Origin of the sequence: Streptomyces sp. NPDC090025 (assembly GCF_044748125.1) — a bacterium.
GTDB lineage: Bacteria > Actinomycetota > Actinomycetes > Streptomycetales > Streptomycetaceae > Streptomyces.
Map to the genome: position 1 here is coordinate 608,088 of NZ_JBIVFL010000002.1, position 23,961 is coordinate 632,048.

Genomic DNA, 23,961 nt, shown 5'->3' on the forward strand with positions numbered 1-23,961 from the left:
GCCGACCGGCCGTCCTCGCGCGGCGCCAGGGGCGTCCGACAGAAGGCATTCCCCGCATGAACGTCCGTTCGCGCCGCGCCGTCGCCCTGCCCGCCACCGCGCTGCCCGCCACCGTGCTCGGCGCACTCGCCGCGCTCCTCGCCGCCGCACCGCCGGCCGCCGCCCACACCGGCCTCACCTCCGCCGACCCGACCCCGAACACCGTCCTGTCCGGCCCGCCCCGGTCCGTGACGCTCACCTTCAGCGACCCGATGGACCCGAAGTACGCCCAGGTCGCCGTGACCACCGCCGACGGGGCCGCGCTCACGAGCGGCGCGCCCCAGGTGGCCGGTGCGAAGGTCTCCGTACCCCTGAGGGAAGGAGCGGCGCGGCCGGGCACGTACACCGTCGGATACCGGGTCGTGTCCGCCGACGGGCACCCGGTCTCCGGCTCGTACACCTTCACCGTCCGGGCCGCGGCCCCGAGCAGTCCGAGTCCGACTCCCCGTCCGACTGCCCGTCCGACTCCCAGTGCCGCCCCCAGTCCCAGTCCCAGGCCCACGTCCGACGGGACCCCGGTCGCGCTCGCGGGCGCGGCCGGGCTCCTGCTCGTCGCCGGAGGCTGCGTCGTCGTGATCCGCCGGGTCCGGAAGGGGCGCGCGTGAACGCCGTACGGCGGGCCCTGCGGCGCCCCTCCGTCCTGCTCGCTACGGCCGCCGCCACCGCCCTGGCCACGCTCGTCGTCGCCTTCCGCACCGGGCGCGGCGGCGCCGTCGCCGTGCCCGGGATCGTCGACGCCGGGGCGGTGACCCGTTGGGGACTGCCCGTCGCCCGCACCCTGATGGACGCGGCGGGCGTGACGACCGTCGGCGCGCTGCTCCTCGTCGTGGTCCTGCTGCCCGGCGGTGGCGAGGGCCGGGGCCGGTTGAGCCGGGTCCAGGCGCGGTACGTCGGGTGGGCGGCGGTCGCGGCGGCCTGCTGGGCGCTGGGGGCCGCCGCCACGCTCCTGTTCACCCTCTCCGACCTGTTCGCGCGGCCGGTCGGCCGGATGCTCGCCCCGGCCGTCGTCGCCGACTTCGTCGTCACGGACCCGCAGGGGCGCTCGTACGCGACCGTCGTCGCCGTCGTCGCCGTGCTCGCGACCGTGTGCCTCGGCACCGGGACGATCCGGTGGGCGCGCGGCGCGCTGCTGCTGGCGGTGGCCGGACTGCTGCCGCCCGCGTTCACCGGGCACCCGGCCGCCGCCGCGCAGCACGACACGGCGGTGGTCTCGCTCGCCCTGCACCTGACCGGCGTCGCCGTCTGGGCCGGGGGACTGCTGTTCGTCCTGCTCGTGGCCGCGCCGAGGAAGACGGCCGGGGCCACGGTGACCGGGGGCCAACTGGCTGTCGTGGTAGGCCGGTTCAGCCCACTCGCGGGTTGGGCCCTGCTCGCCGTCGCGGCCAGCGGGGTCACGGGCGCCACCGTCCGGCTCGATGGCTTCGGCGAGCTGTTCACCAGCCGCTACGGCTGGCTGCTGCTCGGCAAGGCCGCCGCACTCGGCGCCGTCGGCCTGTGCGGCGCGTGGCACCGGCGCCGTACGCTGCCCGCCCTGCGCGGCCATGCCGACGGCGGAGCGGCCCGGAACGGGGGCAGGGCAGGCGGGATCGGCACGGCCCGGCGGGCGTTCGTACGGCTCGCCGCCGTCGAGCTGCTCCTGATGGCCGCCGCCACCGGCCTCGCCGTCGGCCTCTCCCGCACCCCGCCACCCACCAACACCACCAGCGCCACCGGCAGCGGCACGGGCACCGGCACCGGGCTCTCCCCGGCTGAGCAGTCGCTCGGCTTCGCCCTGCCACGCCCGCTCGGGGACTTCCCCTGGACGCCGCTGTTCACCGAGTGGCGCTTCGACCCGCTGTTCGCGTTCGGCACGGCGGCCGCCGGACTCCTGTACGCCGCCGGGGTCCGCACCCTCGCCCGGCGCGGCGACCGCTGGCCGCCCGGCCGCACGGTCGCCTGGTTCCTGGGCCTCGCGGTGACCGTGGTCGGCACCATGAGCGGGCTCTCGGTCTACGGGAAAGTGCTGTTCAGCGTGCACATGGGCCAGCACATGCTGCTCGCCATGACCGTGCCGATCCTGCTCGTGCTCGGCGCGCCCGCGACGCTCGCCCTGCGCGCCCTGCCCAAGGCGCCCGAGGGCGGCGGCTCAGGACCCCGCGAACTGCTCCTCGGTCTCCTGCACAGCCGCTGGGTGAAGGTGATCTCGCATCCGGTGGTGGCGAGCGTCCTCTTCATCGGCAGCGCCTTCGCGGTCTACTTCACCTCCCTCTTCCCGACCCTGATGAGCAGTCACCTCGGGCACCTGGCCATGCTGGTGCACTTCCTGCTGACCGGCCTGCTGATCATCCTGGCCGTGCAGTGGGTGCGCTCGGACGCCCGGGAGGCGCGGCGCGTCGACCGCCGGATCGACCGCGGCGACGCGAACGACCCGCTGGCCGCGTACAACGCCTATCTGGCGGCCCTGCACGCCCGCGACCGCCGCCCGGGGGGCGCTGACGCGGGCCCGCCCGGTGAGGGGCGTATTCAGGCCGAATGCGCCCCTCACTCGAACGGGTGGACTCCCGTGCGGTCCGCCCACGCCGGGGCCGTGATCCACCAGCGGGGGAGCGGAACACCCCCGCCCGCGCGGCGAAACGGTCCGTCAGGGCGTCCCCCGGCGCGTCCTTAGACTCCCCGCACATGTCGCTCTGGCTGCTCAACCACTTCAGCACCGTCACCCTCGCCCTCGTCACCGTCGGCGGCACCGTCCTCGCCGCCGTGGCCGGAAGTCTGCTGCTGCGCCGCAGGTATCCGTCGCTCGCGCGCGGCGAGCACAACGACATGGTCGGGGTGACGCTCGGGATGTTCGGCGCGATCTACGGGATCATCCTCGCCTTCGTCATCGTCACCCTCTGGACGCAGTTGGAGAGCACCCAGACCATCGTCGCCAGCGAGGCCACCGACGTCGCCCTGATCGCCCGCGACAGCGGTGCCTTCCCGCCGCACGTCCGCGCCGACCTCGACACCGCGCTCGGCGGCTATGTCCACGCCGTCGTCGAGGACCAGTGGCCCAGGATGCGGGCGGGCAGGCCCAGTTACGGCGCCACCTCGGTCAAACTGCAGGACGCCTACGACGTGCTCCAGGCGTACGAGCCGAAGTCGTCGCGCGAGGAGGTGTTCTACGAGGCGGCGGTCGGCCACCTCAACGACGTCGCCGGACAGCGCCGCGCCCGGCTCACCATGGCCGAGCAGCAACTCCCGCCGCTGCTCCAGGTCCTGGCGTTCGGCGGTGCGCTCGTCCTGATCCCGCTGACTTTCCTGTACGGGATGCGCAAGCTGCGCGTGCAGTTGCTCTTCGTCGCCTCGGTCTCCGCCCTCATCGGCTTCAGCCTGCTCCTGGTCGTCGTCCTCGACCGGCCCTTCGCGGGCGAACTCAGCGTGAGTCCCGCCCCGTACCGCGAGGGCGCCCTCGCCCGCTACTGGCCGGCGGGCTCGACACCGACGGCGGAGTGATCGACGGCGGAGTGACCGTCAGGGGCGTGATCGGCAGGGGCGTGATCGGGCGCGGCGGCCGGGGCCGCCGTGCTCGCGCCGACCACCAGCTCGGGGAGCAGCAGCCGGGGCCGCGGTACGGCGCCGGGCGCCGGGTGCGGGCCCGACGCGAGGGCCTGGAGGGCGAGTTCGACGGCCTGGCGGGCCATCGCCCGCTTCGGCAGCACCACGCTGGTCAGCGGGGAGCGGGCCAGCAGGCCCTCGGGGGTGTCGTCGTGCGCGACGACGGACAGGTCGCCGGGGACCGAACGGCCGGTGGCCCGGGCCGCCTCGACGGCCGCCGCCGCGAGCACGTCGTGGGTGGCGAAGAGCGCGGTGACCGTAGGGTCCGCGCGCAGGGCGGCGAGGGCCGTGTCGACGCCGCTGCGGAACGTCGGCTCGGCGGCCAGGTGGACCGCCGCGTCCGGGACCGGGACGCCGTCCTCGCGAAAGGCCCGGCGGAAGCCCTCGACCCGTACCGTGTGGGCCGGACTCGCGAGCACCGCGACCTGCGTGTGGCCGAGCGCGCGCAGATGGCGTCCGGCGAGCCGCCCGCCGTGCTCGTAGTCGACCGTGACGACCGGGAATCCGGCCGGCAGGGCCGCCTCCCACGCGCACAGGACCACCGGGAAGCGGGCGTCCGCGAGCAGCGGCAGATGGCCGGTGAGACCCTGGTCGCCCGCGATGAGCAGGGCGTCGACCGAGCGGCTGGTGAGCCCGGCGAGATGGCGCCGGGCCCGCTCGCCGTCGAGCCGGGTGGTGCAGAGCAGCAGGTGGTAGCCGTGCTCGTCGAGGGCGTCCTCGACCTCCTCGACCACCTCCGCGTAGAACGGCGCCGACACCGTCGGCACGAACAGGCCGACCGTGCGGGTGCTGCCCGTGGCGAGGGAACGGGCCACCAGGTTGGGCACGTACCCGAGTTCGTCGATCGCGGCGCGCACCCGCGCCTCGGTGGCCGGGCGGACGGCGACCCGTCCGGTGACGACGTTGGAGACGGTCTGCTTGGTGACTCCGGCGCGCTCCGCCACCTCCCGCATGGTCACCATGGTGCCCGCCCCTCGTCCCCCGACGACGCTCGTCCCCGGCCCTCGTCCCCGGCCCCCGCGCACCCCGCGAAGCCCGCGCGCCCGGCGGATCCGGCGCGCCGATCGCGTGAGGGTCGCACCGTAGCCGGGGCGCCCGCCCCGGTCAAGCGGGCCTCGGGGACCGGAATCCGGCCGGTTCACGGCCCTTGTTTTACCGGTCAAAGAACCCCTAGGGTCCGTGCCACCAGCCGCCCCACCGCACTGTTCTGACGCCACGTCAGGATCAGTCATGCCTCATGTCTGATGTCTCATGCCCCGTCCCGGCACCGCTCCTCACCCCAGGGAGTACTCGTGACACCTCCGCGCAGCAGACTGCTGAGCGTGCTCGCCGCCGCGGCCCTCGCCGTCACCGGCGGCACCGCGCTCGCCGCGACCCCGCCGGGGGCACCCGCCCCGGCCGCCGCCCGTACCCAGGGCACCGCCACCGCCACCGCCGCCGCCCCCGCCGCCACGTACACCGTCACCGTCGGCGCCAAGGGTTCCTGGACCCACCCCGACGACACCCCGGCCAGTCCCTACGTCGACAAGGACGGCACCTTCTACTTCCAGCAGGCGCACGCCCTCTACGGCGCGAGCGACTCCCGGCAGTGGAACTTCTTCACCGGGACCGACCTCGACACCGCCACCCGGTCCGGCGCGATCAGCGACGCCGTCAACCCGGCGAACTCCAACGACCGCAACAACGACACCACATGGCGCTGCAACAACAGCCCGACCGGTGTCACGTCCACCCAGGCCCCGGCCGGCAGCGGCTACGCGCACCGCAACTACTGCGATCTGACCGGCATGTGGGTCGATCCCGACACCGGCGACTGGTACGGCCTGGTGCACAACGAGTTCACCCCGCAGCCCTTCGGCGACGGCATCCACTACGACGGCGTCGACTACGCGGTGTCCCGGGACCAGGGCCGTACCTGGACCGTCAAGGACCACGTCATCACCTCGCCGTACAGCACCGCGCGCGGCGACAGCGCCGCCTTCCCGCAGCAGACGTACCACTACGGCACCGGCGACCCCCGGCTCTTCGTCGACACCGCGTCCGGCTACTTCTACGCCTTCTACGGCTCCCGCATCGTGAACAAGGGCGGCGGCTGGGCCGCCTTCTACGGGCACGTGGCCCGCGCCCCGATCGCCGAGAAGATGGCGCCGAGTTCATGGCGCAAGTGGTACGGCGGCGCCTGGACCCAGCCCGGTGTCGGCGGCCGGGAGAGCACCATGGTCCCGGTCGGCGCGGGCAGCACCACCGGCTATGTGCCGACGAACAAGGAGTACGACCCCGCCAACGCCGGCACCGTCAGCCAGCAGGTCGCGGCCGGGCTGACCCCGGCGACCTCCCCGCTGTTCGTCATGGACATCACCTACAACGCCCACCTCGGGCTCTACATCGGCGAGCCGCAGGCCGTCGACCAGAGCGGCAACGCGCCGCAGGAGCTGTACGCCACCGCCGACCTCACGACACAGAAGTGGTTCAAGCTCGGCGACACCGGCAGCGCCTACAAGAACGCCTCCTGGTACCGCTGGTTCCTCGACCCGGCCAACCGCACCGCGTCCGGCATCGTCGGCCGCTCGTTCCGCTCGTACTGCTCCTTCGGCTGTTCGGGCGGAGCCAGCAGCGAGTACGTCAACCTGACCCTCGACAGCAGCACGCCCGCCGCCGCACCCGTGGACACCGGCAAGACCTATCGGATCGGCAGCGCGGGCGGTGGCGCGGGCAGCCGCGTCCTCGCCCAGGTCCAGGGCGGACCGGCCACCACCTCGCTCGCCGCCGCCACCGGCTCGACGCTCGAATCGTGGATCTTCACGGCGAAGGGCGACGGCTCCTACCGCATCGCCAACGCCGCCACCGGACAGCTCCTCGGCGTCGCCGCCACCGCGCCCGCCACCCGCGCCTGGGGCACGAAGCCGACCGTCACCGCGGCCGGTCCCGGCGGCTCCACCGTCGGCCAGGAGTGGTGGGTGATCCGCGGGGCCACCGCTTCCGACAACACCCCCACCGGCACGTACAAGCTGGTCAACCGCTACAGCGGGCTCGTGCTCGGCCTGTCGTCCGCCGCCGGGCGGCTCGCCGAGACCACCCCGCAGCGCAGCTGGACCGACACCTCGGGCAGCCCGGTCGGCGCGGGCCGCACCGCGGCCGAACAGACCCTGGGCCTCACCGTCACCGGCGACGCCCCCACCGGCTCGCTCGACGGCGTCCGCACCCTCACCACCGGCGGCAAGGCCCTCGACGACCCCGACAGCAGCTCCGCCAACGGCACCCAGCTGGTCACCTGGACCCCCAACGGCGGCGCCAACCAGAAGTGGACGTTCACCCGGCAGGCCGACGGCAGTTACGAGATCAGGAACGGCTCCTCGGGCAAGTGCGCCGACATCGAGGGCGGTTCGACGAGCGCGGGCGCCCGGGTCATCCAGTGGACCTGCCACGGCGGCCCCAACCAGCGCTGGACCGCCACCAGGCAGCCGGACGGCACGTACACCGTGGCCTCGGTCGGCAGCGGCCTGCTCCTGACCACCGCGTCCACGGCGAACGGCGCACAGGTCACCCAGCAGCCGGACGGCGGGGGAGCGACCCAGCGCTGGACGATCGCGTAGGGCGTACCGCCGGGAGCCGGTCCCGGCGGACAACGGGACGGTGCCCGGCGCGACTTCGGTCGCGGCGGGCACCTGTCCGGGTGCGAGGCCGGGCACCGTGCCCGGGTCAGCGCAGGGTCAGCGGGGTCTCGGCGGCCAGCCGGGTCAGCTTCTCGGGATTGCGGACGTAGTAGACGCCGGTGATCAGCTCGTCCTCGATCCGGAACGCCATCACCCCGTCCAGCTCGCCGTCCACGTACATGGTGAGCGCCGGACCGCCGTTGAGCTCGGTGGGCTCGGCCTCGATCGAGACGTGCTTCTTGGCGATGCCGCCGAGCGTGAACCGGACGAACTTGTCGGCGCCGAGCACCGGCCGCAGCGCCGCCTGCTTCACACCGCCGCCGTCGCTCAGGAGCACCACGTGCGGCGCGAGGACGTCCAGGAAGCGCTGCGGGTCCCGCGCGTCCAGGGCGGCCCGGAACGAGTCGAGCACCGCCCGCGCCCGGTCCGGCGGGACGGTGGCCCGGGGGCGGCGCGCGTCGACGTGCCGCCGGGCCCGCATGGCGATCTGCCGGACCGCCGCCGGGGTCCTGTCCAGGGCCGTGGCGATCTCCTCGTACGGGACCTCGAAGACCTCGCGCAGCACGAACACCGCCCGCTCGGTGGGCGCGAGGGTCTCCAGGACCAGCATCATCGCCATCGAGGTGCGCTCGGCCAGCTCGACGTCCTCGGCCACGTCGGGCGCGGTGAGCAGCGGCTCGGGCAGCCACGGTCCGACGTACGACTCCCGGCGCCGTTTGAGGGCGCGCAGCCGGTTCAGGGCCTGCCGGGTGGTGATCCGGACCAGGTACGCCCGCCGGTCCTCGACACCGGTCAGGTCGACCTTGACCCAGCGCAGCCACGTCTCCTGGAGCACGTCCTCGGCGTCGGCGGCCGAGCCGAGCATCTCGTAGGCGACGGTGAAGAGGAGGTTGCGGTGGGCGAGGAACACCTGGGTGGCCGGATCCGCGCCCGGAAGGCCGCCCGCCGCGTCCTGCCGTCTCGTCGACCGTGCCGCGTCCATCTCTGCTCCCCCGTCGTCCTCTCCCGCCCCCGTGATCGAGTCGATCATGAGGTACGGGCGGACGGTACCGCCTCCGCCGCCTCCGGCCGCGCGGCCGCCAGCCGCATCCGGCGCTGCTCGCCGCCCTTGGGCCAGTGGTGCGAGCCCGGCTTCCTGGCCTCCGTGGCCAGGTGCTTGAGGCCCGCCTCGCAGGCGATCTCCTTCAGCCTGGCGCCCGCCCGGCCGCCCACGTGGAACGGCGTCGCGGTGTCGTCCTTGCGGCCGATCTGGAACACGGCGGCCTGCCGGCCGATGCTGACGCACATGGCGAGGAAGGCCAGGTCGGCCGGTTCGGGCCGGTCCCGCGCGATGCGGCGCAGCACCGTGTCGGCGGCGTGCGCGCCCAGCGAGTACGAGATGAAGGCGCTCATCCGGTACGGCTGTCCCGACGGCGCCGCCGCGTCCCCGGCCGCGACGATCCGCTCGTCGTCGATGCTGGTCAGCGTCTCGTCGGTGAGCAGCCGGCCGGCCGCGTCGGTGCGCAGACCGCTGCGCGCGGCCAGGTCCGGCACCGTGAAGCCGACCGCCCAGACGGTGACCCGGCTCGGCAGCGTCCGCCCGTCCGCGAGGCGCACGGAGTCGGCCGTCACGGCCGTCACCCGCGAGTCGGGACCGTCGAGCACGGTCACCCCGAGCCGGGCGAGCCGACGGGCCGCCGCGCGCCGGGTCCTCGGGTGCAGGTACGCGCCGAGGACCCCGCCGCACAGCAGGGTCACCCGGCCGCCCCGCTCGGCCAGTTCGGCCGCCGTCTCGATGCCGGTGGGGCCGCCGCCGACCACCGTCAGGGGCGCGTCGGCGGGCGTCCGCGCGAGCACCGCGCGCAGCTCGCGGGCCGACTCCAGGGTGTCCACCGAGTAGGTGTGCCCGACCGCGCCCGGCACGGCCGCCGCACCGGCCGCGGGGCTGCCCGGCGCGCTCCCGGAGCCGCTGCCCACCGCGTACACCAGGTGGTCGTAGGCGAGCGGCTCGCCCTCGCCCAGGAGCACCGAACGGCCGGCCGTGTCGATGGCCGTCACCTCGTCGACGACGAGCCGGACCCGGTCGGCGAGCACCTCGCGCATGTCGACCGTGCCCTCGTGCGTACCGGCCGCCACCTGGTGCAGCCGGAGCCGGGGGACGAAGACCGGACGGGCGTTGACGAGCGTCACGGCGACGTCGGCGCGCCCGGTCAGCCGGTTGGCGGCCATCACTCCGGCGTAGCCTCCGCCGATGACGACGACGTGGGTGGTGGGCTGCTCGCTCATGGTCGGTCTCCTGTGCCTCATGCCCCTGTCCTTGTCCCAGGGGTTCGACCACAAGACACCGGCCCCCTGGGACACGTGACGGAATGTGTCCCAGGTCACAGCGGTGGTGTTTTTCGAGCGTGGGGTACGGGGTGTGGGGCGTGGCGTACGGGGTGTCCCCGGCGCGCCCGCTCACTGCTCGCGCAGCCCCCACGGCGAGCCGTACTCCGTGAGCAGGTCCAGGAACGGGCGCGGTGCGAACGCCTCGGCCCCGAGCACACCGTTGCCGGACCAGACGCCGGTGGCGAGGAGTTCGAGGGCGACGACCGGGTTGATCGCCGTCTGCCAGACGACGGCCTGCGAGCCGTACTCCCGCATCGACCACTGGTTGTCGACCACGTGGTAGAGGTACACCTCGCGCGGCGCGCCGTCCTTGGTGCCCTTCACCCAGGTCCCCGCGCAGGTCTTGCCGCGCATCCGGTCGCCGAGCGTCGCCGGGTCGGGCAGACAGGCGGCGACCACGTCGCGCGGCGACACCCGCGCCCCGCCCGCGACCGTCACCGGCTCCGTACGGTCGAGGCCCAGCTTGTGGAGGGTCTTCAGGGTCTCGATGAACTCGTCGCCCAGGCCGTACTTGAAGGTGACCCGGCGCGCGTCCACCCAGCGGGGGATCAGCAGCACCTCCTCGTGCTCGACGTTCACGCACTCCACCGGGCCGATGCCCTCGGGGAAGTCGAACACCTCGGGCTCGCTGAACGGCGGCGTGGTGAACCAGCCGCGCTCCTTCTCCCACACCACCGGCGGGTTCAGGCACTCCTCGATGGTCGTCCAGATCGAGAAGGAGGGCGCGAAGTCGTAGCCGTCGACGGTCAGGTTCGCGCCGTCGCGGACGCCGATCTCCTCGATCTCGTCGAAGAGTTCGTCGGCGGCGTAGCGCGCGAAGACGTCGGAGAGACCGGGCTCGACCCCGAGCCCGACGAGCGCCAGCCGGTCCGCCTTCTCCCACTCCCCGGCGCGCTCGAACTGCGTGTCGCCCAGCTTCACCCCGCACTCCTCGTGCGGCCGGTCCGGATGCGGACGGGACAGCGACATCGCCATGTCGAGGTAGTGGGACCCGGCGTCGAGCGCCGCCTCGAACAGCGGCATCACGAACCGCGGGTCGGTGGCGTTGAGCAGCACGTCGCAGCCGCCGCTGCGGAGCAGTTCGGCGACGGCGGCCCGGTCGGACGCGTCGACGCGCACCGCGCTGAAGCGGGTTGCGGCGCCGCTGCTGACGGCGGACTCGGTGGTCTCGGTGCCGGACCCGGTGCCGGACTCGGCGTCCTGGACCGCGGCGACGGCCGCCTCGGCCCGGGACAGGTCGTGGTCGGCGACCACCATGTGGTCGAAGAAGGAACGGCGGGCCGCGATGCGGGTGATCGCGGTGCCCACCCCACCCGCGCCGACGAGGAGTACGCGCATGACGGAATCACACCTTTCAGGTGCTTGTGCCGGGGTCGGTCCCATGGGTGGCCCCATGAAAGTCCGGCCAGCCCGTCCGGGTCAACGGCGTTGGCATAACCTGGGAAGGAGGCGCGGAAGGAGCCTTCATGCCTAAGGAAGTGGTGCCCGAGTCGGCCCGCAGACGCAGAAAGCCGGGCAAGGCCGGAGCGGTGCTCTCCGAGCGCCGCTACATCGAGACCGCGCTGCGGATGCTCCAGGAGCACGGCAGGGACGGTCTGTCGGTACGACGTCTCGGCACCGCCCTCGACGCCGACCCCAGCAGCCTCTACCGCTACTTCCGGGGTACGGACGACCTCCTCCTCGCCGTCGGCGACGAACTCATCGGCCGCGCCCTGCGCGGCTGGACCGCGAGCGGCGACTGGCGCGCCGACCTGCGGGAACTCGGCCTGCGCATCCACTCCGCCTATCTCGCCCACCCCCAGGCGGCGATCCTCACCGCGAGCCGGGTCAGCGGGCGCGCCCACGAGATCGACGCCGACGAGACGATCATCGGCGTGCTGCGCTCGGCCGGGCTCGGGGACGCCGAGGCCGCCCGGATCTACCACGCGTTCATCGACCAGACCCTCGCGTTCGCCGCCCTCGACGCGGCGGCCCTCGCCCTGCCGCACACCGCCCGCGCCGCCGACGAGGCCGTCTGGCAGGCCACGTACGCCCGCCTCCCCGCCACCACCCACCCGCACATCGCGGCCACGGCCCCGCATCTGATCGCCCGGATGACGCACAGCGCCTATCCGACGGCCCTGGAGATGCTGCTCGACAGCGCGGCGACGGCCCTGGCGACCACCGCCGCCGGCGGCTGAGCGGCGGCTACCCGGCGGGGTGGTGCTCGTGCCCCGTGCCGGGGGTGGGGGCGGTTCCGGAGGGCGGGCCCGGGGCGTCCCGGGTGTCGTGGCTGTCCGGGCCGGGGCCGAGGGGGCCGACCGCCGCGCCGAGCGCGTACGAACCGGCGAACACCAGCGCCAGGAGGAGCAGGAAACCGAGCACGACCGTACGCGGCGCGAAGCCGTTCCCGCCGCCGCTCCGGGTCTTGTCGCCGCCGCGCATGGCGCTGCCTCTCCCGCTCACGGTGATCCCACCTGCCTTTCGCCCGCCGGGTGCCGCATGTTGTGTGCGGCCCGCTGTCCGGCGGCGCCTCCGGAGGAGTCGGACCGGCGGGCGGTCCGGTTCCCCCGGAGGCAGGTCGGGATCCCGAAGGCAGGTCGGGATCCCGGGGTCGTGGGATCCCGGGATCACAAGGCCACGGGATCAGGCGAGGGCGAGGGCCCGGGTGAAGCTCCTCGGCGCCGCTTTGGGCCTGCGGGCGGCGGTGGGGCCGCCGCCGGGTACCGGGCCGGAGGCCGGTGCCCCGATGGCCACCGCGCCGGTGACCTCCCTGGTCACGGCCCCGGCCACCGTCCCGACCGCCGTTCCGGCCGCCGCCGCTCCCGCCTCGGAGGGCGTGCCTTCCTCCTCGCCCCGCAGCAGGGCGACCAGGGACGCCCGGGCCCGGGCGACCCGGGAGCGCACGGTGCCGACCGGGCAGCCGATGGCCTCGGCCGCCTCCGCGTACGGCAGTCCGAGCAACTGCGTCAGCACGAACGCGTCCCGCCGCTCCTCGGAGATCGACGACATCAGCTCGGCCAGCGCGACCCGGTCGTCGAACCCGGGCAGGTCCCTGGGCTGGGCGCGCTCCGCCTGCAGCTGCCAGTCCTCGCGGTCGGCGAGCCGGGGCCGCGCCGCCGCGTGCCGCAGGCTGTCCACCACGGTCCTGCGGGCTATCGACAGCAGCCAGGTACGCGCCGAGGAACGCCCCTGGAAGCGCGGCAGCCCGGCCAGCGCGCGCAGGAACACCTCCTGGGTGAGGTCGTCGGCCGCCTGCCGGTCGGCGCTCAGGTAGGCCACGTACCGCCACACGTCACGGTGCAGCGCGCGCACGAACCGGTCCACCATCACCGGATCCCCGTCCCTGGCCGCGAGCGCGAGCCGGGTGGTCTCCGCGTCGGTGTCGGCGTCGGGGGTGTATCCGGACCGGACCGCTCTCGTCGGAACCTGGGGGAGGGCCCGAAGGTCGTCGGTATCGGTATCGGTATCGGCAGCGGTACAGGTATCGGTGTGGGTGTGGGTGTGGGTGTGGGTGTGGGTGTCGGAATCGGGAGCGGTGCGCGGCTTGTCGTCGGGACAGCGCACGTCGGTCACCTGGGTCACCGGGGTGACGAGGGCAGGAGTCATCGCCAAAGGTCCTTAGAGGCAAGGGAATCCGGCGGCGCTCGCGGACCGGGATCGGGATCGCGATCGGGATCGGCGGCGTCGCCGGTGAGGGGTACGGCCACCGCGAAGGCGGTGCCGTGGCCCGGGCGACGGACCGGTCTGCGGTCGTCGGCCGGGGTGCCGGCTGTCAGCTGACAGCGAGGACCGGCGGCGGACCCCGGGAGACGACGACATGGGCCAGGAGGAGCGGGCGTGGCGCCCGTTCGTCCTCGGCGCGCACCGGCCGCACGCGCGGCCGACGCGGGGTGCGGGGCGTGACGAAGGCCGCGCGGAGCAGCCGCAGCAGCAGCCGCGGTTGCCGGAGCAGGCCGAGACCGGGGCCGAGCGGCAGCGCCCGCAGCAGCCGGAACACCGACCGTTCGCCGTGCGCCAGCCACAACCCGCTGAGCAGCGCGGCGAGGACGTGCGCGGAGACCATCCCCAGGGAAGGGGCCATCCCGCTCATGTCATGACCGGACGCGGGTGTCAGGGGCGCGAGGTGCGCCATCCGGGCCAGGTGTTCGGTGTGCGTGGCGGGGTCCATCCCCGCCATGGCGGCCAGGTGCTCCGCGCCGCCCATACCGCCCATGTCAGTCATGTCACTCATGCCGGTCGCGCCGCCCGTGCCGCCCGTGGCGGAAGAATGGCCGGTCCCGTTCGGTGCGGTGGCCGAGAACAGCGTGTGCAGCGTGCCCTGGACGCACATCGCCGCGAACGTCACGGCGAGCAGGCCGCGTTCGCGCCCCGCGAGCAGCCAGGCGACCGCGGCCGTCCCGGCGAACGCGCACAGCAGCGTCCAACGGGGCACTTCCTGCTCGGACATGAGGAGGTGACCGGTGGCCGCGAGCAGCACGCAGACGGCCGCGAACATCGCGGCCCGCACCCCTCGCGCACATCGGCCTGGTGTCATGGCGCGCCCATCCTCGCACCCCGTACCCGCGCGGTCGGCGCGGATGCGCACAGGGGTGCGCATGCGGGTGCGGGTGCGGAGACGGGGGCGGAATCGGGGGGCGGCGCGGGCGCGGGCGCGCGTACGAGTACGGCCGTCCACGGTCGCCTCCCGCCCCTCGTCGCCCACGCTCGATGCCGTGTTCGGTCCCCCTCGGCCCGTCGGGACATGAGTACGCGAGTGTGGTCGGCCCCACAAGGGGGCCTCGGGAACTTCCGGCCCGCTTGTGACGACTTCTGGACGTGGCGGCGGGCGCGGGGCCCGGCCTTGGCCGCGAGCGGAGGGGGACGCAAGGTGCGGAGCACGGATGCGGCGACCGGTGACGCGCCCGGTGGGACACCCGGCGGTGCGGGCGGCGGTGCGGGCGCGGGCACGGGTACGGGTGCGGGTGCCGAGGGCCGCGCGTCGACCGCGCTGCTGACCACGGCCATGGCCTTCTCGATGCTCCAGCTGTTCCTCATCGGCGCCCTCGGGCCCCGGCTGCTCGCCGACCTCGGACCGGCCGGTGTCACGGCCACGGTGCTCGGCCTGACCACCACCGTCGGCTTCGGCACCGCCGCCGTCCTGTCGCCCCTCGGCGGCCGGCTTGTCGACCGGATCGGGCCGCGCCGGGCGCTCGTCGCCCTGCTCGCCCTGGCCGCGCTCGCCCTCGCCCTCATCGGCGCGGCCCCCGGCCCCGGGCTGCTGCTCGGGGCCGTCGCGCTCGGCGGAGTGCCGCAGGCGCTCGCCAACCCGGCCACCAACAAGATGATCCTGGCCGCCGTACCCGCCGCCCGGCGGGGCGCGGTGACCGGGGCCAAGCAGTCGGGCGTCCAACTCGGCGCGTTCGCGGCCGGGTTGCCGCTCGCGACGGCGGCCGGGCTGCTCGGCTGGCGCGGTGCCGTGTGGATCGGTTCCGGAGCCGCGCTGCTCGCCGCGCTCTGGGCCTGGCGGGCGCTCCCCGCCGACGCGCCGCGACGGCCCGTCCCGGGGACCGCCAACGGCCGCACCACACGGCTCACTTCACCGGCCGGGCACCCGGGACCCGTCCCGTGGCTGGCCGCCTTCTCGCTGTTCCTCGGCGCCGGGATCGCCTCCGTCAACACCTATCTCGCCCTGTTCGGCACCCAACGCCTCGGTCTGGGGCCCGCGTCGGCGGGCGCGCTGGTCGCCGTCCTCGGCGTCGCCGGGATCGGCGGCCGGATCGGCTGGTCCCGCGCCGCGACCCCCGCACGGGCCCCCTGGCTGCCGGGACTCCTTGCCGCAGCGGCCGTCGGCGCCGCGCTGCTCCTCGTCCTCGCCGTCCGTGTCGCACCCGTCGCCTGGCTCGCCGCCGTGGCCGTGGGGGTGTTCGCCGTCTCGGGCAACGCGGTCTCGATGGTCCTCGTCATGCAGCGCTCGGCGCCCGGCCGGGCCGGACAGGACTCCGCGTGGGTCGCGGCGGGCTTCTTCGCCGGGTTCGCCGTCGGCCCGCCGCTCTTCGGCCTCCTCGCCGAACGGGGCCGGTACGGCACCGGCTGGGCCCTGGTCGCCGCCGAGTTCGCGCTCGCCGCGGGCGTCGCCGTGATCTGGGCGGTGCGGGACCGGGGCCGTACCGGCGGACCGGACACGTCGGCACCGGACACGTCGGCACCGGACACGTCGGCGGGAGCCCCGGCGGCGGCACGGAAGGAGACGGCCGCGTGAGCGGCGGCCGGGCCGACGGCCGTGACGGTACGGAGTGGGCGGCGGTCGCACTCGACCTCGTCCTCCAGCGGGTCACCGACACCCTCGGCCAGGTGGGCGTGCGCTTCCCGCTGTACGCCGACCCCGCCGACGGGCGCTGGACGACCACCCGGCGCGGTTCATGGACCGGCGGCTTCTGGGCCGGGCTGCTCTGGCTGCGGGCCCGCCGCACCGGCAGCGCCGCCCACCGCGCCGAGGCCGCGGCCGTCACCGCCCGGCTCGCCCCCTGGGCCGACGCCGACACCGCCACCCGCGGTCTGATCCTCTGGTACGGCACGGCGCTCGCCCCGGCCGACGCCGCCGCCCACGAGCTGCGCGCCCGCGCGGCCGAGGCGGCGCTCGCCGCCTGGGACCCGGCGCTCGGCCTGGTCCCCTGGGGCACGGCCTTCGGCGGCGACCGGCTCCGCGCCCGCGCCGACGCCGTGCCCGGCCTCGTTCCGCTCCTTGCCGCCGCGGGCCCCGCCGGACGGGCCGCCGCCGACGCCCATCTGGCCCGCCACCTCGCGCTCTGCCTGCCGGGCCCGCCCGCGCCACGCCCTCTCCCGGCCTGGCGGTACGCCGAGCCGGAGGGCACCTGGGTGATGGACCCGGACCCGGCACCCGGCTGGAGCAGGGGCGAGGCATGGCTGCTGCTCGCCGTCGCCGACGCTCTGCTGGGGACGGGGACGGGGACGGGGACGGGGACGGGGACGGGGGCGAGGACGGGGGCGAGGGCGGGTGCCGGGGGCCGGAATCCGGCGGCGGTGCCCGAGCGGCGGCTCGTCGAGGCCGCGGAACTGCTCCTCGATCAGGGGCAGTTCCTCACCGGGCCGCTCGTCCCGCCCGCCGAGGCCGGGCAGGCGCTCGTCCCGGGTGCCGACCTCGGTCCGCTGGACACCTCGGCCGCCGCGATCGCCGCCGTCGCCCTGCTCAAGCTCGCCCGGGTCCCCGGCGCCCCGTGGGCGGCGACCGCCGTGCGGGCGCGGGGGCGGGACGTGCTGCGGCGGCTGGTGGACCACCACCTGACCCGCTGCGGACCCGGCCCCGGGGACGCCCCGGGTGCCGGTCGGGGCGGCGCCGGTCAGCCGCCGGGCATGCTGCTCGACGGCTGCCTCGACGCCCGGGCAGGGACCGCCGTCCGGCACGAACTGGTGTGGGGCGACTTCTTCCTGGCGCTCGGCCTCGCCGCGCTGCTCGACCCGGCGGACCCGACAGACCCGACAGGCCCGACAGGCCCGGCCGGCCGGGTCGACCTCACCCGGGTGTGACGCCCCGCAGCACCCGCCGGGCCACCGACGCGATGTGCTGCTCGTCGGGGCCGTCGAGGATCCGGGCCGTGCGGCCGGTGCGCAGCAGCGCGGCGAGCGGGGTGTCCGGGCCGAGACCGGCCGCGCCGAAGACCTGGACGGCGCGGTCGGCCACGTCCTGGAGGGTACGGGCCGCCGCCGTCTTGGCCAGGCCGACCTCCACGGAGGCGTCGCGCCCGGCCGCGACCAGGGCCATCGCCTCGTACACGACGGGTCTGGTCGTCCGCAGCGCGAGCAGGGCCTCGAAGACATGCTGCTGGACGAGCTGCCGGTCACCGAGCGGGCCCCGCGCCCCGCGTCGGGTCACCGCCCGCTCGCAGAGCAGGTCGAAGGCCCGCTGGGCCTGTCCGATCCAGCGCAACGCCCGCAGGGTCCGGCCCAGTTGGAGCCGTTCGCCCGCGACGGCCAGGGCCTGGCCCGCCGGGCCGACGAGCTGGTCGGCGGCGATCTCGACCTGGTCGAAGGCGATCTCGTACTGTCCGGTCGCGCCGAGCACCGGCAGTTCGCGGACCACCCGGAAGCCGGGGGAGCCGGTCGGGACGAGGAAGAGCGAGAGGCCGTCCCGGTCCCCGGCGGCGCCGGAGGTGCGGGCCAGGACGGTCACCAGGTCGGCGTCCGCCGCGTACGACACGAACCACTTGCGCCCGTCGAGCGTCCAGCCGCCGTCGGCCCGCCGCTCCGCCCGGGTGGCGGTCAGCGCGGGCTCGGTGCCGGGTGTGTCGGGCTCCGTCATCGCGTAACAGGCCCGCAGCTCACCGGAGACGAGCCCGCCGAGGTACGTCTCCCGGATCCGCGCCGAACCGTGCCGGGCGAGCATCGTCACGTCCAGGAGCGACGCCGAACCGACCGCCACGGGCCCGTGGTCGCTGGCGCCCTCCGCCTCGGCGAGCGCCGCGTACCGGCTCAACGGCACGCCTCCGCCGCCGAGTTCGGCGGGCAGGGGCAGCGCCCAGAGTCCCGCCTCGCGCGCCTCGGCGCGCAGGCGCCGCCGGATCTCGCGGGCCCCGGGCTCTCCGGCGTCGAGCTGTGCTTCGTACGGGAACACCCGTTCGCGGACGAACCCGGCGAGCCGCTGCCGTAGCGGATCGGAATCATCCGTTACGTCACGATCGATCACTGTTTTTCCCCTCCACCGGGAACTCGCCAGAACACGCGTCCGACTGTCTGCCCGAGGGATTGGTCGGGCGACACCGCCCGTCGGTTCCCGTCCCAGTGGCACCACACGTGACCGCACGCGACAGCGGCCGCCGTCCCCGCGACGGTGGCCGCGGCCGTGCCGGGAGAGGAGAGGCATGGCGTCGCCCCTGACGACCGACAGCGCGAGTACGTACGGCAACGGCAACGGCAGTACGGGCACCGGAAGAGGAGGAGCGGGTGACGGCGGGCGCGTGGCCCGGCGGGACGCCGGGGTCCGGCGTCCGCTCGACGGGCTGCGCTGCGAGATCACCGGTTCCCCGGCCCTCACCCGGGTCGTCGCCGACCACCTGACCCGGCTCGGGGCCGGTACCGGTGCCGGTGCCGGTACCGGCACCGGGGGCGGGGGCGCGACGGAGCGGCCGGGGACGATCGTGCTCGGCGGCGCCGGGTTCGTCCCCGTCACCGGCACCGTCGCCTGGGGCGCGCCCGGTTCGGGCATCGAGGACGAGGTCACCGCCCAAGCCGCCACCGGGGTCATGGCCGTCCACGGGCGCCGCCACGGCGGCCCGCGCGGCCTCGGTGTCGACTACCTCGCCACCGCCACCGGCGTCCTGACCGTGCAGGCACTGCTCGCCGACCTCATCGGCCAGGCCCGCGGCACCGTGACGCCCGGCACCGCGACCCCCGGCGGCACCCGTGTCTTCACCACGGCCGACCGCGCCGGACTCCTCACCGTCTCCCAGTATCTGGCCGCGTCCGGCGCCGATGAGCCGGAGGCCGTCGAACTCGCCGCCGGAGGCCCGCCGTTCACCACCGCCGACGGGACCGTCTTCGAGCTGGAGACCCTCGACCCGGGCGACTGGGCCGCGTTCTGGCGAGCTCTCGACGCACCCGCCGAGGCCGTCCGGGCCGGCTGGCGGCCCTTCCAGTTCCGCTACGCCACCGCCTGCGCGCCCTTCCCCGAGGTCCTGCACCAGGTCGCCCGCCGCCACGACTGGGCGCGGGTCCAGCAGGCCGCCGGGCGCTCAGGGGCTCAGGTGTGCCGCCTGCACACCCTCTCCGAACGGGCGGCAAAGGACGCGGCGGACGGCCCCGTCCCCGACCCGTGGACCTTCGCGCGCCTGGGCGGCGCGGCCCCGGAGACCGCCCCGGCCCCGGCCCCCGCCGCCCCGCGTGCCGGAGGCCCGCTCTCCGGCCTCACCGTCCTCGAAGCCGGCCGCCGTATCCAAGCGCCGCTCGCCGCCCATCTGTTGGGGCTGCTCGGCGCCCGGGTGATCCGGGTCGAGCCGCCGGGCGGCGACCCGCTGCGCGGGATGCCGCCCGCCTGCGACGGGATCTCGGCCCGCTGGCTCGCGCTCAACCGGGGCAAGGAGGCCGTCGAGATCGACATCAAGGCGCCCGCCGACCGCCGCAGGCTGCGCGAACTCGTCGCCGAAGCCGATGTGTTCCTGCACAACTGGGCACCGGGCAAGGCCGCCGAGCTCGAACTCGACGCCGAGCACCTGGCCGCCGTGAACCCGGCCCTGGTCCACGCGTACACCGGCGGCTGGGCGGGCCGCGTCGCCGACGCCCCGATGGGCACCGACTTCATGGTGCAGGCCCGCACCGGCACGGGCGAGGCCGTCCATCCGGCCGACGAGCCGCCCGTACCGTCCCTGCTGACCCTGCTCGACCTGCTCGGCGGTCTGCACGGCACCGAGGCCGTGCTCGCCGCCCTGCTGCTGCGCGAGCGCACCGGGCACGGCGTACGGGTGGAGTCGTCCCTGCTCGGCGCTGCCGACACGCTGCTCGCCCCGGCCCTCGACCGGGTGCGGCAGGGCCTCGACCCGCGCCCGCCCGCCGGGTTCCGGCGCCCGCTGCGCACCGCCGACGGCTGGATCGCGCCGAGCGACACCGACGCCGGGGCGGCCGCCGCGTACGCGCTCGGCGGGCTGTGCACCGAGGACGCCCTCGACCGGCTGCGCGCCCTCGGCCTGACCGCGACCGCCGTCACCACCGATCTGTCCGACCTCCACGACGACCCGCGCCTGTCCGGCTCGATCAGCCGCGACGCGCACGGCGCACCCGCCGTTCCCGACCCCTGGAGCTTCGCGTGAACGTCCCCCTCACCGACCTCGTGCCCTCGTCGCTGCGCCGCTCCTGGGCGGTCGACGGAACCTGCCCCGACCTCGACCTCTACAGCCTGTTCAGAGCCCGCCAGATCGCCGACCCGCACCGTACGGCGGTCATCGACGCCAAGGGCCCGCTCTGTTACACCGCGCTCGACCGCAAGGTCCGCGCCCTGGCCCAGGGCCTGCGCGGGCTCGGCATCGGCACCGGCGACGTCGTCGCCGTCCAGCTCCCCAACCGGCGCGACGCCGTCGTCGCCGACCTGGCGATCGCCGCGCTCGGCGCGGTGGCGCTGCCGTTCCCGGTCGGGCGCGGCGCCCTGGAGGCCGAGTGCCTGCTGCGGCGCGCGGCGGCGGTCGCGGTCATCGCGGTCACCGAGCACCGGGGCAAGACCCACGCGGCCGACCTGCTCGACCTCGCCCCGGCGCTGCCGGCCCTGCGGCACGTGATCGCGGCGGGGCCGGGTGGGACAGGCGGGACAGGTGGGGACGGCGCCTCTGTGGGAGGTTCCCCCGCCCCCGGCCCCGCGCCCGCGCCCGGCCCGGTCCCCGCGCGGGCGATCCCGCTGCGCGAACTCCTCCGCGCCGACCCGGCGGCCTTCGTGCCCGCCAGGCCCGACCCCGACAGCGCCGCCCGCATCCTGGTCTCCTCCGGCTCCGAGGCGGAGCCGAAGATGATCGCGTACTCCCACAACGCCCTCGCCGGTGGCCGGGGGAACTTCCTGGCCTCCCTGATCACCGACGGCACCCCGCCCCGCTCGCTCTTCCTGGTGCCCCTCGCCTCGGCCTTCGGCTCCAACGGCACCGCCGTCACCCTCGCCCGGCACGGCGGCACGCTCGTCCTGCTCGACCACTTCACGCCCGAGGCCGCGCTCGCCGCCGTACGGGAGCACGCGCCCACCCACGTCCTCGGCGTGCCGACGATGATCCGGATGATGCTCGAACACCTCGAAGCGGCCGGGGAGTCGGCCGACGAGGGGCCGGGGGCGCTGCCCGCGCCCACCGCGCTGGTCCTCGGCGGCGCGCCGCTGGACGAGCGGACCGCGCGGGCGGCGGCCGAGGCGTTCGGCTGTCCGGTGGTGAACCTGTACGGGTCCGCCGACGGCGTCAACTGCCACACCGGGCTCCCCGGGCAGCGCAAGCCCGCACCGGCCACCGCTTCGGCCGCCGTCGCGGCCGCCGTGACCGCGGACGTCTTTACCGCGGACGTCGTCGTCGGCGTCCCGGACCCGCGGGTCGCCGAGATCCGGATCGCCGACCCGGACACCCACGCACCGCTGCCGGACGGCAGGATCGGCGAGATCGTCTCGCGGGGCCCGATGACCCCGCTCTGCTACGTGGCCTCGCCCGAACTCGACGCCCGTTACCGCACCCCCGGGGGCTGGGTGCGCACCGGGGACCTGGGGTTCCTCGACGACGAGGGGGCCCTGCACGTCGTCGGCCGGCTCAAGGACGTGGTGATCAGGGGCGGCGCCAACATCAGTCCCGCCGAGGTCGAACGCGCCCTCGTGGCCCACCCCGGGGTGCGCGACGCGGTGTGCGTCGGCGTGCCGGACCCGCTGATGGGGGAGCGGCTCGCCGCCTGTGTGGTGCCGCGTGCCGGTGCGCGGGTCCCCGACGTCGCCGGGCTCGGCGCGTATCTGACGGAACGCGGTCTCGACCGGCACAAGCACCCCGAGCACGTCCTGATCCTGCCGGAGCTGCCGCTCACGGCGGCCGGGAAGCCGGACCGGGCCGCGCTGCGGCTGCGGTTCGTGCCCGCCGAGGTGTAGCGCGGAGCGGCTGGGACGGAAGGACGGAAGGACGGAAGGAGGGAAGGGGGGAGGGCGTCGAACGGCGCCCTCCCCCCTCCTGCCTCGCGGTGGTCCTGCTACCCGGCGGCGCCCATCGCCTTCTTCAGCTCGGCCGCCGCGTCCCGGTACACCTTCAGCAGGTCAAGGTCCTCGCCCGGGTAGTTGACGATCTCGACCTGCTTCGCGCCCGAGTCCGGCAGGACCGGGCCCGTCGTCATGTGCGCGTTGTCGAGGACGAGGGCGGGCTTCTTCGCGGACAGCGTGGCGAGTTGGGACGGGGTGACCGGCTCGGGGCCGTACGAGCCGACCTGGGTGGCCCCGGCGAGGCCCGCCGCCCAGCCGGTGAACGCCTGCGCGACGACGTTCGGGCTCCTGCCGCCGGGCCAGGCCGACTTGAGCTCGCCGTTCAGCTTGCCGACCTCGCCGTCGAGCCCGGTCTTCCAGCGTGCGGCGGCGTCCTTCGTACCGAACAGGCCGCCCAGACGCAGGACTTCGGCCCCAGCTTTCGCCGGGTCGTTGTCCAGGTTCACCTCGACCAGCTTCGCCTTCGAACCGGCGGCCTCCTTGATCTTCGCCGCGTACGGCTCGAAGGGCGCGTACAGCACGAAGTCCGCCTTCGCGACGGCCGCGAGGTCCGACGGCTTCGGGTCGTAGTCCGGGGCGTGGTGCACCGACTGCGGCACGATCACCGTGATGTCCTCGGCCCCCGCGGCCTTCGCGAACGCGCCCTCCCACGTCGTCGTCACCACCACGACCGGTTTGCCGGACCCGGCCGACCCGGACCCGGACCCGCCCGGCGCGGCCGACGCGCCGGTGGTGGCGCCGTCGGTGCTCCCGCACCCGGCGATGAGCAGCGACAGCGCGGCCGCGCTCAGTGCCAGGACGGGGCCGCGGGGGCGGAGGAGGAGGCGGGGGACTGCGGTACGGACGCGGGTGCGCGCCATGAGCGGTTTCTCCGTTCGGGGACGAGATGCGCGGCGAGGACGACGGCCCCCGCCGTGAGGACCAGGACAGGACCGGGCGGCCAGTCGAGCCGGAGGGCGAGCAGGAACCCGGTGAGGTTGACGGTGACGCCGATGCCGACCGCCCACAGCGTGATCGACACCAGCGACCGGCCGAGCCGCCGCGCGGCCAGCGCGGGCAGCAGCGTCAGCGCGTCGACGAGCAGCGCGCCGGTCAGTTTGATCGCCCCGGCGACGGCCACCGCCACCAGGACCAGCAGCGCCGTGGTCAGGAACCGCACCGGGACGCCGGAGCACTGGGCGAGCTCCCGGTCGTACAGGAGCAGCGCCACGTCCCGCCGCCGCCACCAGAACAGCGCCGGTACGGCCACGGCGAGCGCGCCCAGCACGACGAGGTCGGCGGTGCCGACGGACAGCACCGAGCCCCAGAGCAGCGCGAACGCGCCGGAGGCGTTGACGCCCGAGACGGCGAGCAGGAGCAGCGCGGCGGCGATGGCCAGGCTCATCAGCAGGCCCATCGCCCCGGACAGCCCGCCGGGCGTCCTGGCGAGCGGCGCGACCCCGGCCCCGGACAGCGCGCACGCGACCAGCGCGCACAGCATCGGGTCGAGACCGGTGAGCAGCCCGACCGCGATGCCGAGCAGCGCCACGTGCATCATCGCGAACCGCACCGGCATGATGTCGAGACCGACGATGACCACACCGATCACCGGCAGGGCGACGGCGGCGAGCAGCAGCGCGAACCCGGCGCGCTGGACGGGCAGCAGTTGCAGCATGGCGCCGA

18 protein-coding genes and 1 pseudogene are annotated in these 23,961 nt (G+C 75.3%); 9 read left to right on the plus strand and 10 right to left on the minus strand.

Annotated features, from left to right (window positions below; all coding sequences use genetic code 11):
* Positions 1–56: 56 nt before the first annotated feature.
* From ACIPXM_RS08665 to ACIPXM_RS08675, 3 genes are read left to right on the plus strand one after another with little or no spacing between them, the layout of a single operon-like run.
* Positions 57–644, plus strand: coding sequence for a copper resistance CopC family protein (locus ACIPXM_RS08665; RefSeq protein WP_401653397.1), 588 nt, complete (start codon positions 57–59; stop codon positions 642–644).
* Positions 641–2,686, plus strand: coding sequence for a cytochrome c oxidase assembly protein (locus ACIPXM_RS08670; protein ID WP_401653399.1), 2,046 nt, complete (start codon positions 641–643; stop codon positions 2,684–2,686). Before ACIPXM_RS08665 ends, ACIPXM_RS08670 begins: the two co-directional genes overlap by 4 nt.
* Before the next feature lie 11 nt (positions 2,687–2,697).
* Complete coding sequence (locus ACIPXM_RS08675) at positions 2,698–3,510, plus strand: DUF4239 domain-containing protein (protein WP_401653401.1); 813 nt, start codon at positions 2,698–2,700, stop codon at positions 3,508–3,510.
* Here ACIPXM_RS08675 and ACIPXM_RS08680 read toward each other — a convergent pair.
* Positions 3,474–4,574 (minus strand): LacI family DNA-binding transcriptional regulator, encoded by a 1,101-nt coding sequence (locus ACIPXM_RS08680; protein ID WP_401653403.1) that lies wholly within the window; start codon positions 4,572–4,574, stop codon positions 3,474–3,476. The two genes, ACIPXM_RS08675 and ACIPXM_RS08680, sit on opposite strands and share 37 nt — an antisense overlap.
* 330 nt (positions 4,575–4,904) lie before the next feature.
* On the opposite strand from ACIPXM_RS08680, the gene ACIPXM_RS08685 reads away from it, so the two are divergent.
* Positions 4,905–7,205, plus strand: coding sequence for an RICIN domain-containing protein (locus tag ACIPXM_RS08685; RefSeq protein ID WP_401653405.1), 2,301 nt, complete (start codon positions 4,905–4,907; stop codon positions 7,203–7,205).
* 106 nt (positions 7,206–7,311) lie between these two features.
* Here the strand turns inward: ACIPXM_RS08685 and ACIPXM_RS08690 are convergent, their stop codons facing one another.
* From ACIPXM_RS08690 to ACIPXM_RS08700, 3 genes are all read right to left on the minus strand, one after another.
* Positions 7,312–8,247 (minus strand): RNA polymerase sigma-70 factor, encoded by a 936-nt coding sequence (locus ACIPXM_RS08690; RefSeq protein ID WP_401653690.1) that lies wholly within the window; start codon positions 8,245–8,247, stop codon positions 7,312–7,314.
* A 44-nt stretch (positions 8,248–8,291) separates the two neighbouring features.
* Entirely contained in the window at positions 8,292–9,530 is a 1,239-nt protein-coding gene (locus ACIPXM_RS08695) for an NAD(P)/FAD-dependent oxidoreductase (protein WP_401653407.1), read from the minus strand.
* 171 nt (positions 9,531–9,701) lie between these two features.
* Positions 9,702–10,970 carry a saccharopine dehydrogenase family protein gene (locus ACIPXM_RS08700; RefSeq protein ID WP_401653408.1) on the minus strand — a complete coding sequence of 423 codons (1,269 nt, stop codon included), beginning with the start codon at positions 10,968–10,970 and terminating at the stop codon, positions 9,702–9,704.
* Between the two features lie 128 nt (positions 10,971–11,098).
* Between ACIPXM_RS08700 and ACIPXM_RS08705 the strand changes: the two genes are divergently transcribed.
* Positions 11,099–11,812, plus strand: coding sequence for a TetR/AcrR family transcriptional regulator (locus ACIPXM_RS08705; protein ID WP_401653410.1), 714 nt, complete (start codon positions 11,099–11,101; stop codon positions 11,810–11,812).
* 7 nt (positions 11,813–11,819) lie between these two features.
* Here the strand turns inward: ACIPXM_RS08705 and ACIPXM_RS08710 are convergent, their stop codons facing one another.
* The 3 genes and pseudogenes from ACIPXM_RS08710 to ACIPXM_RS08720 all read right to left on the minus strand — a co-directional run bounded on the left by ACIPXM_RS08710 (position 11,820) and on the right by ACIPXM_RS08720 (position 14,148).
* Complete coding sequence (locus ACIPXM_RS08710; protein ID WP_401653412.1) at positions 11,820–12,077, minus strand: hypothetical protein; 258 nt, start codon at positions 12,075–12,077, stop codon at positions 11,820–11,822.
* Positions 12,078–12,413: 336 nt separating this feature from the next.
* Positions 12,414–13,022 (minus strand): annotated as a pseudogene (locus ACIPXM_RS08715) (sigma-70 family RNA polymerase sigma factor); the annotation flags it as partial.
* Positions 13,023–13,386: 364 nt separating this feature from the next.
* A complete protein-coding gene (locus ACIPXM_RS08720) occupies positions 13,387–14,148 on the minus strand; it encodes a hypothetical protein (protein WP_401653413.1) in 762 nt (253 codons plus the stop codon).
* Positions 14,149–14,616: 468 nt separating this feature from the next.
* Between ACIPXM_RS08720 and ACIPXM_RS08725 the strand changes: the two genes are divergently transcribed.
* Together ACIPXM_RS08725 and ACIPXM_RS08730 are read left to right on the plus strand one after the other, a co-directional pair.
* Positions 14,617–15,852, plus strand: a complete 1,236-nt coding sequence (locus ACIPXM_RS08725; RefSeq protein WP_401653692.1) for an MFS transporter — start codon at positions 14,617–14,619, stop codon at positions 15,850–15,852.
* Positions 15,849–17,138: a sugar ABC transporter permease gene (locus tag ACIPXM_RS08730; protein ID WP_401653415.1), complete on the plus strand. Its 1,290-nt coding sequence runs from the start codon at positions 15,849–15,851 to the stop codon at positions 17,136–17,138. The genes ACIPXM_RS08725 and ACIPXM_RS08730 overlap by 4 nt, the downstream gene beginning before the upstream one ends.
* On the opposite strand, the gene ACIPXM_RS08735 is transcribed toward ACIPXM_RS08730, so the two are convergent.
* Positions 17,125–18,294 carry an acyl-CoA dehydrogenase family protein gene (locus ACIPXM_RS08735; protein ID WP_401653417.1) on the minus strand — a complete coding sequence of 390 codons (1,170 nt, stop codon included), beginning with the start codon at positions 18,292–18,294 and terminating at the stop codon, positions 17,125–17,127. The genes ACIPXM_RS08730 and ACIPXM_RS08735 overlap by 14 nt on opposite strands.
* Positions 18,295–18,469: 175 nt before the next feature.
* Here ACIPXM_RS08735 and ACIPXM_RS08740 point away from each other — a divergent pair, with 175 nt between their 5' ends.
* Together ACIPXM_RS08740 and ACIPXM_RS08745 are read left to right on the plus strand one after the other, a co-directional pair.
* Positions 18,470–20,410, plus strand: a complete 1,941-nt coding sequence (locus ACIPXM_RS08740; protein ID WP_401653419.1) for a CoA transferase — start codon at positions 18,470–18,472, stop codon at positions 20,408–20,410.
* Positions 20,407–22,194 (plus strand): class I adenylate-forming enzyme family protein, encoded by a 1,788-nt coding sequence (locus ACIPXM_RS08745; protein ID WP_401653421.1) that lies wholly within the window; start codon positions 20,407–20,409, stop codon positions 22,192–22,194. Before ACIPXM_RS08740 ends, ACIPXM_RS08745 begins: the two co-directional genes overlap by 4 nt.
* Positions 22,195–22,292: 98 nt before the next feature.
* Here ACIPXM_RS08745 and ACIPXM_RS08750 read toward each other — a convergent pair whose 3' ends face one another.
* On the minus strand, positions 22,293–23,159 hold the full coding sequence (locus ACIPXM_RS08750) for a metal ABC transporter solute-binding protein, Zn/Mn family (RefSeq protein WP_401653423.1): 867 nt from the start codon (positions 23,157–23,159) through the stop codon (positions 22,293–22,295).
* Positions 23,087–23,953, minus strand: coding sequence for a metal ABC transporter permease (locus ACIPXM_RS08755; protein WP_401653693.1), 867 nt, complete (start codon positions 23,951–23,953; stop codon positions 23,087–23,089). The genes ACIPXM_RS08750 and ACIPXM_RS08755 overlap by 73 nt, the downstream gene beginning before the upstream one ends.
* Positions 23,954–23,961: the final 8 nt, after the last annotated feature.

Excerpts from the sequence above, each read along its gene's own strand:
- ACIPXM_RS08665 (WP_401653397.1), top strand. The coding sequence starts at position 57 with ATGAACGTCCGTTCGCGCCGCGCCGTCGCCCTGCCCGCCACCGCGCTG.
- ACIPXM_RS08675 (WP_401653401.1), top strand. The coding sequence starts at position 2,698 with ATGTCGCTCTGGCTGCTCAACCACTTCAGCACCGTCACCCTCGCCCTC.
- ACIPXM_RS08680 (WP_401653403.1), bottom strand. The coding sequence starts at position 4,574 with ATGGTGACCATGCGGGAGGTGGCGGAGCGCGCCGGAGTCACCAAGCAG.
- ACIPXM_RS08690 (WP_401653690.1), bottom strand. The coding sequence starts at position 8,247 with ATGGACGCGGCACGGTCGACGAGACGGCAGGACGCGGCGGGCGGCCTT.
- ACIPXM_RS08695 (WP_401653407.1), bottom strand. The coding sequence starts at position 9,530 with ATGAGCGAGCAGCCCACCACCCACGTCGTCGTCATCGGCGGAGGCTAC.
- ACIPXM_RS08700 (WP_401653408.1), bottom strand. The coding sequence starts at position 10,970 with ATGCGCGTACTCCTCGTCGGCGCGGGTGGGGTGGGCACCGCGATCACC.
- ACIPXM_RS08705 (WP_401653410.1), top strand. The coding sequence starts at position 11,099 with ATGCCTAAGGAAGTGGTGCCCGAGTCGGCCCGCAGACGCAGAAAGCCG.
- ACIPXM_RS08720 (WP_401653413.1), bottom strand. The coding sequence starts at position 14,148 with ATGACACCAGGCCGATGTGCGCGAGGGGTGCGGGCCGCGATGTTCGCG.
- ACIPXM_RS08725 (WP_401653692.1), top strand. The coding sequence starts at position 14,617 with ATGGCCTTCTCGATGCTCCAGCTGTTCCTCATCGGCGCCCTCGGGCCC.
- ACIPXM_RS08740 (WP_401653419.1), top strand. The coding sequence starts at position 18,470 with ATGGCGTCGCCCCTGACGACCGACAGCGCGAGTACGTACGGCAACGGC.
- ACIPXM_RS08750 (WP_401653423.1), bottom strand. The coding sequence starts at position 23,159 with ATGGCGCGCACCCGCGTCCGTACCGCAGTCCCCCGCCTCCTCCTCCGC.
- ACIPXM_RS08755 (WP_401653693.1), bottom strand. The coding sequence starts at position 23,953 with ATGCTGCAACTGCTGCCCGTCCAGCGCGCCGGGTTCGCGCTGCTGCTC.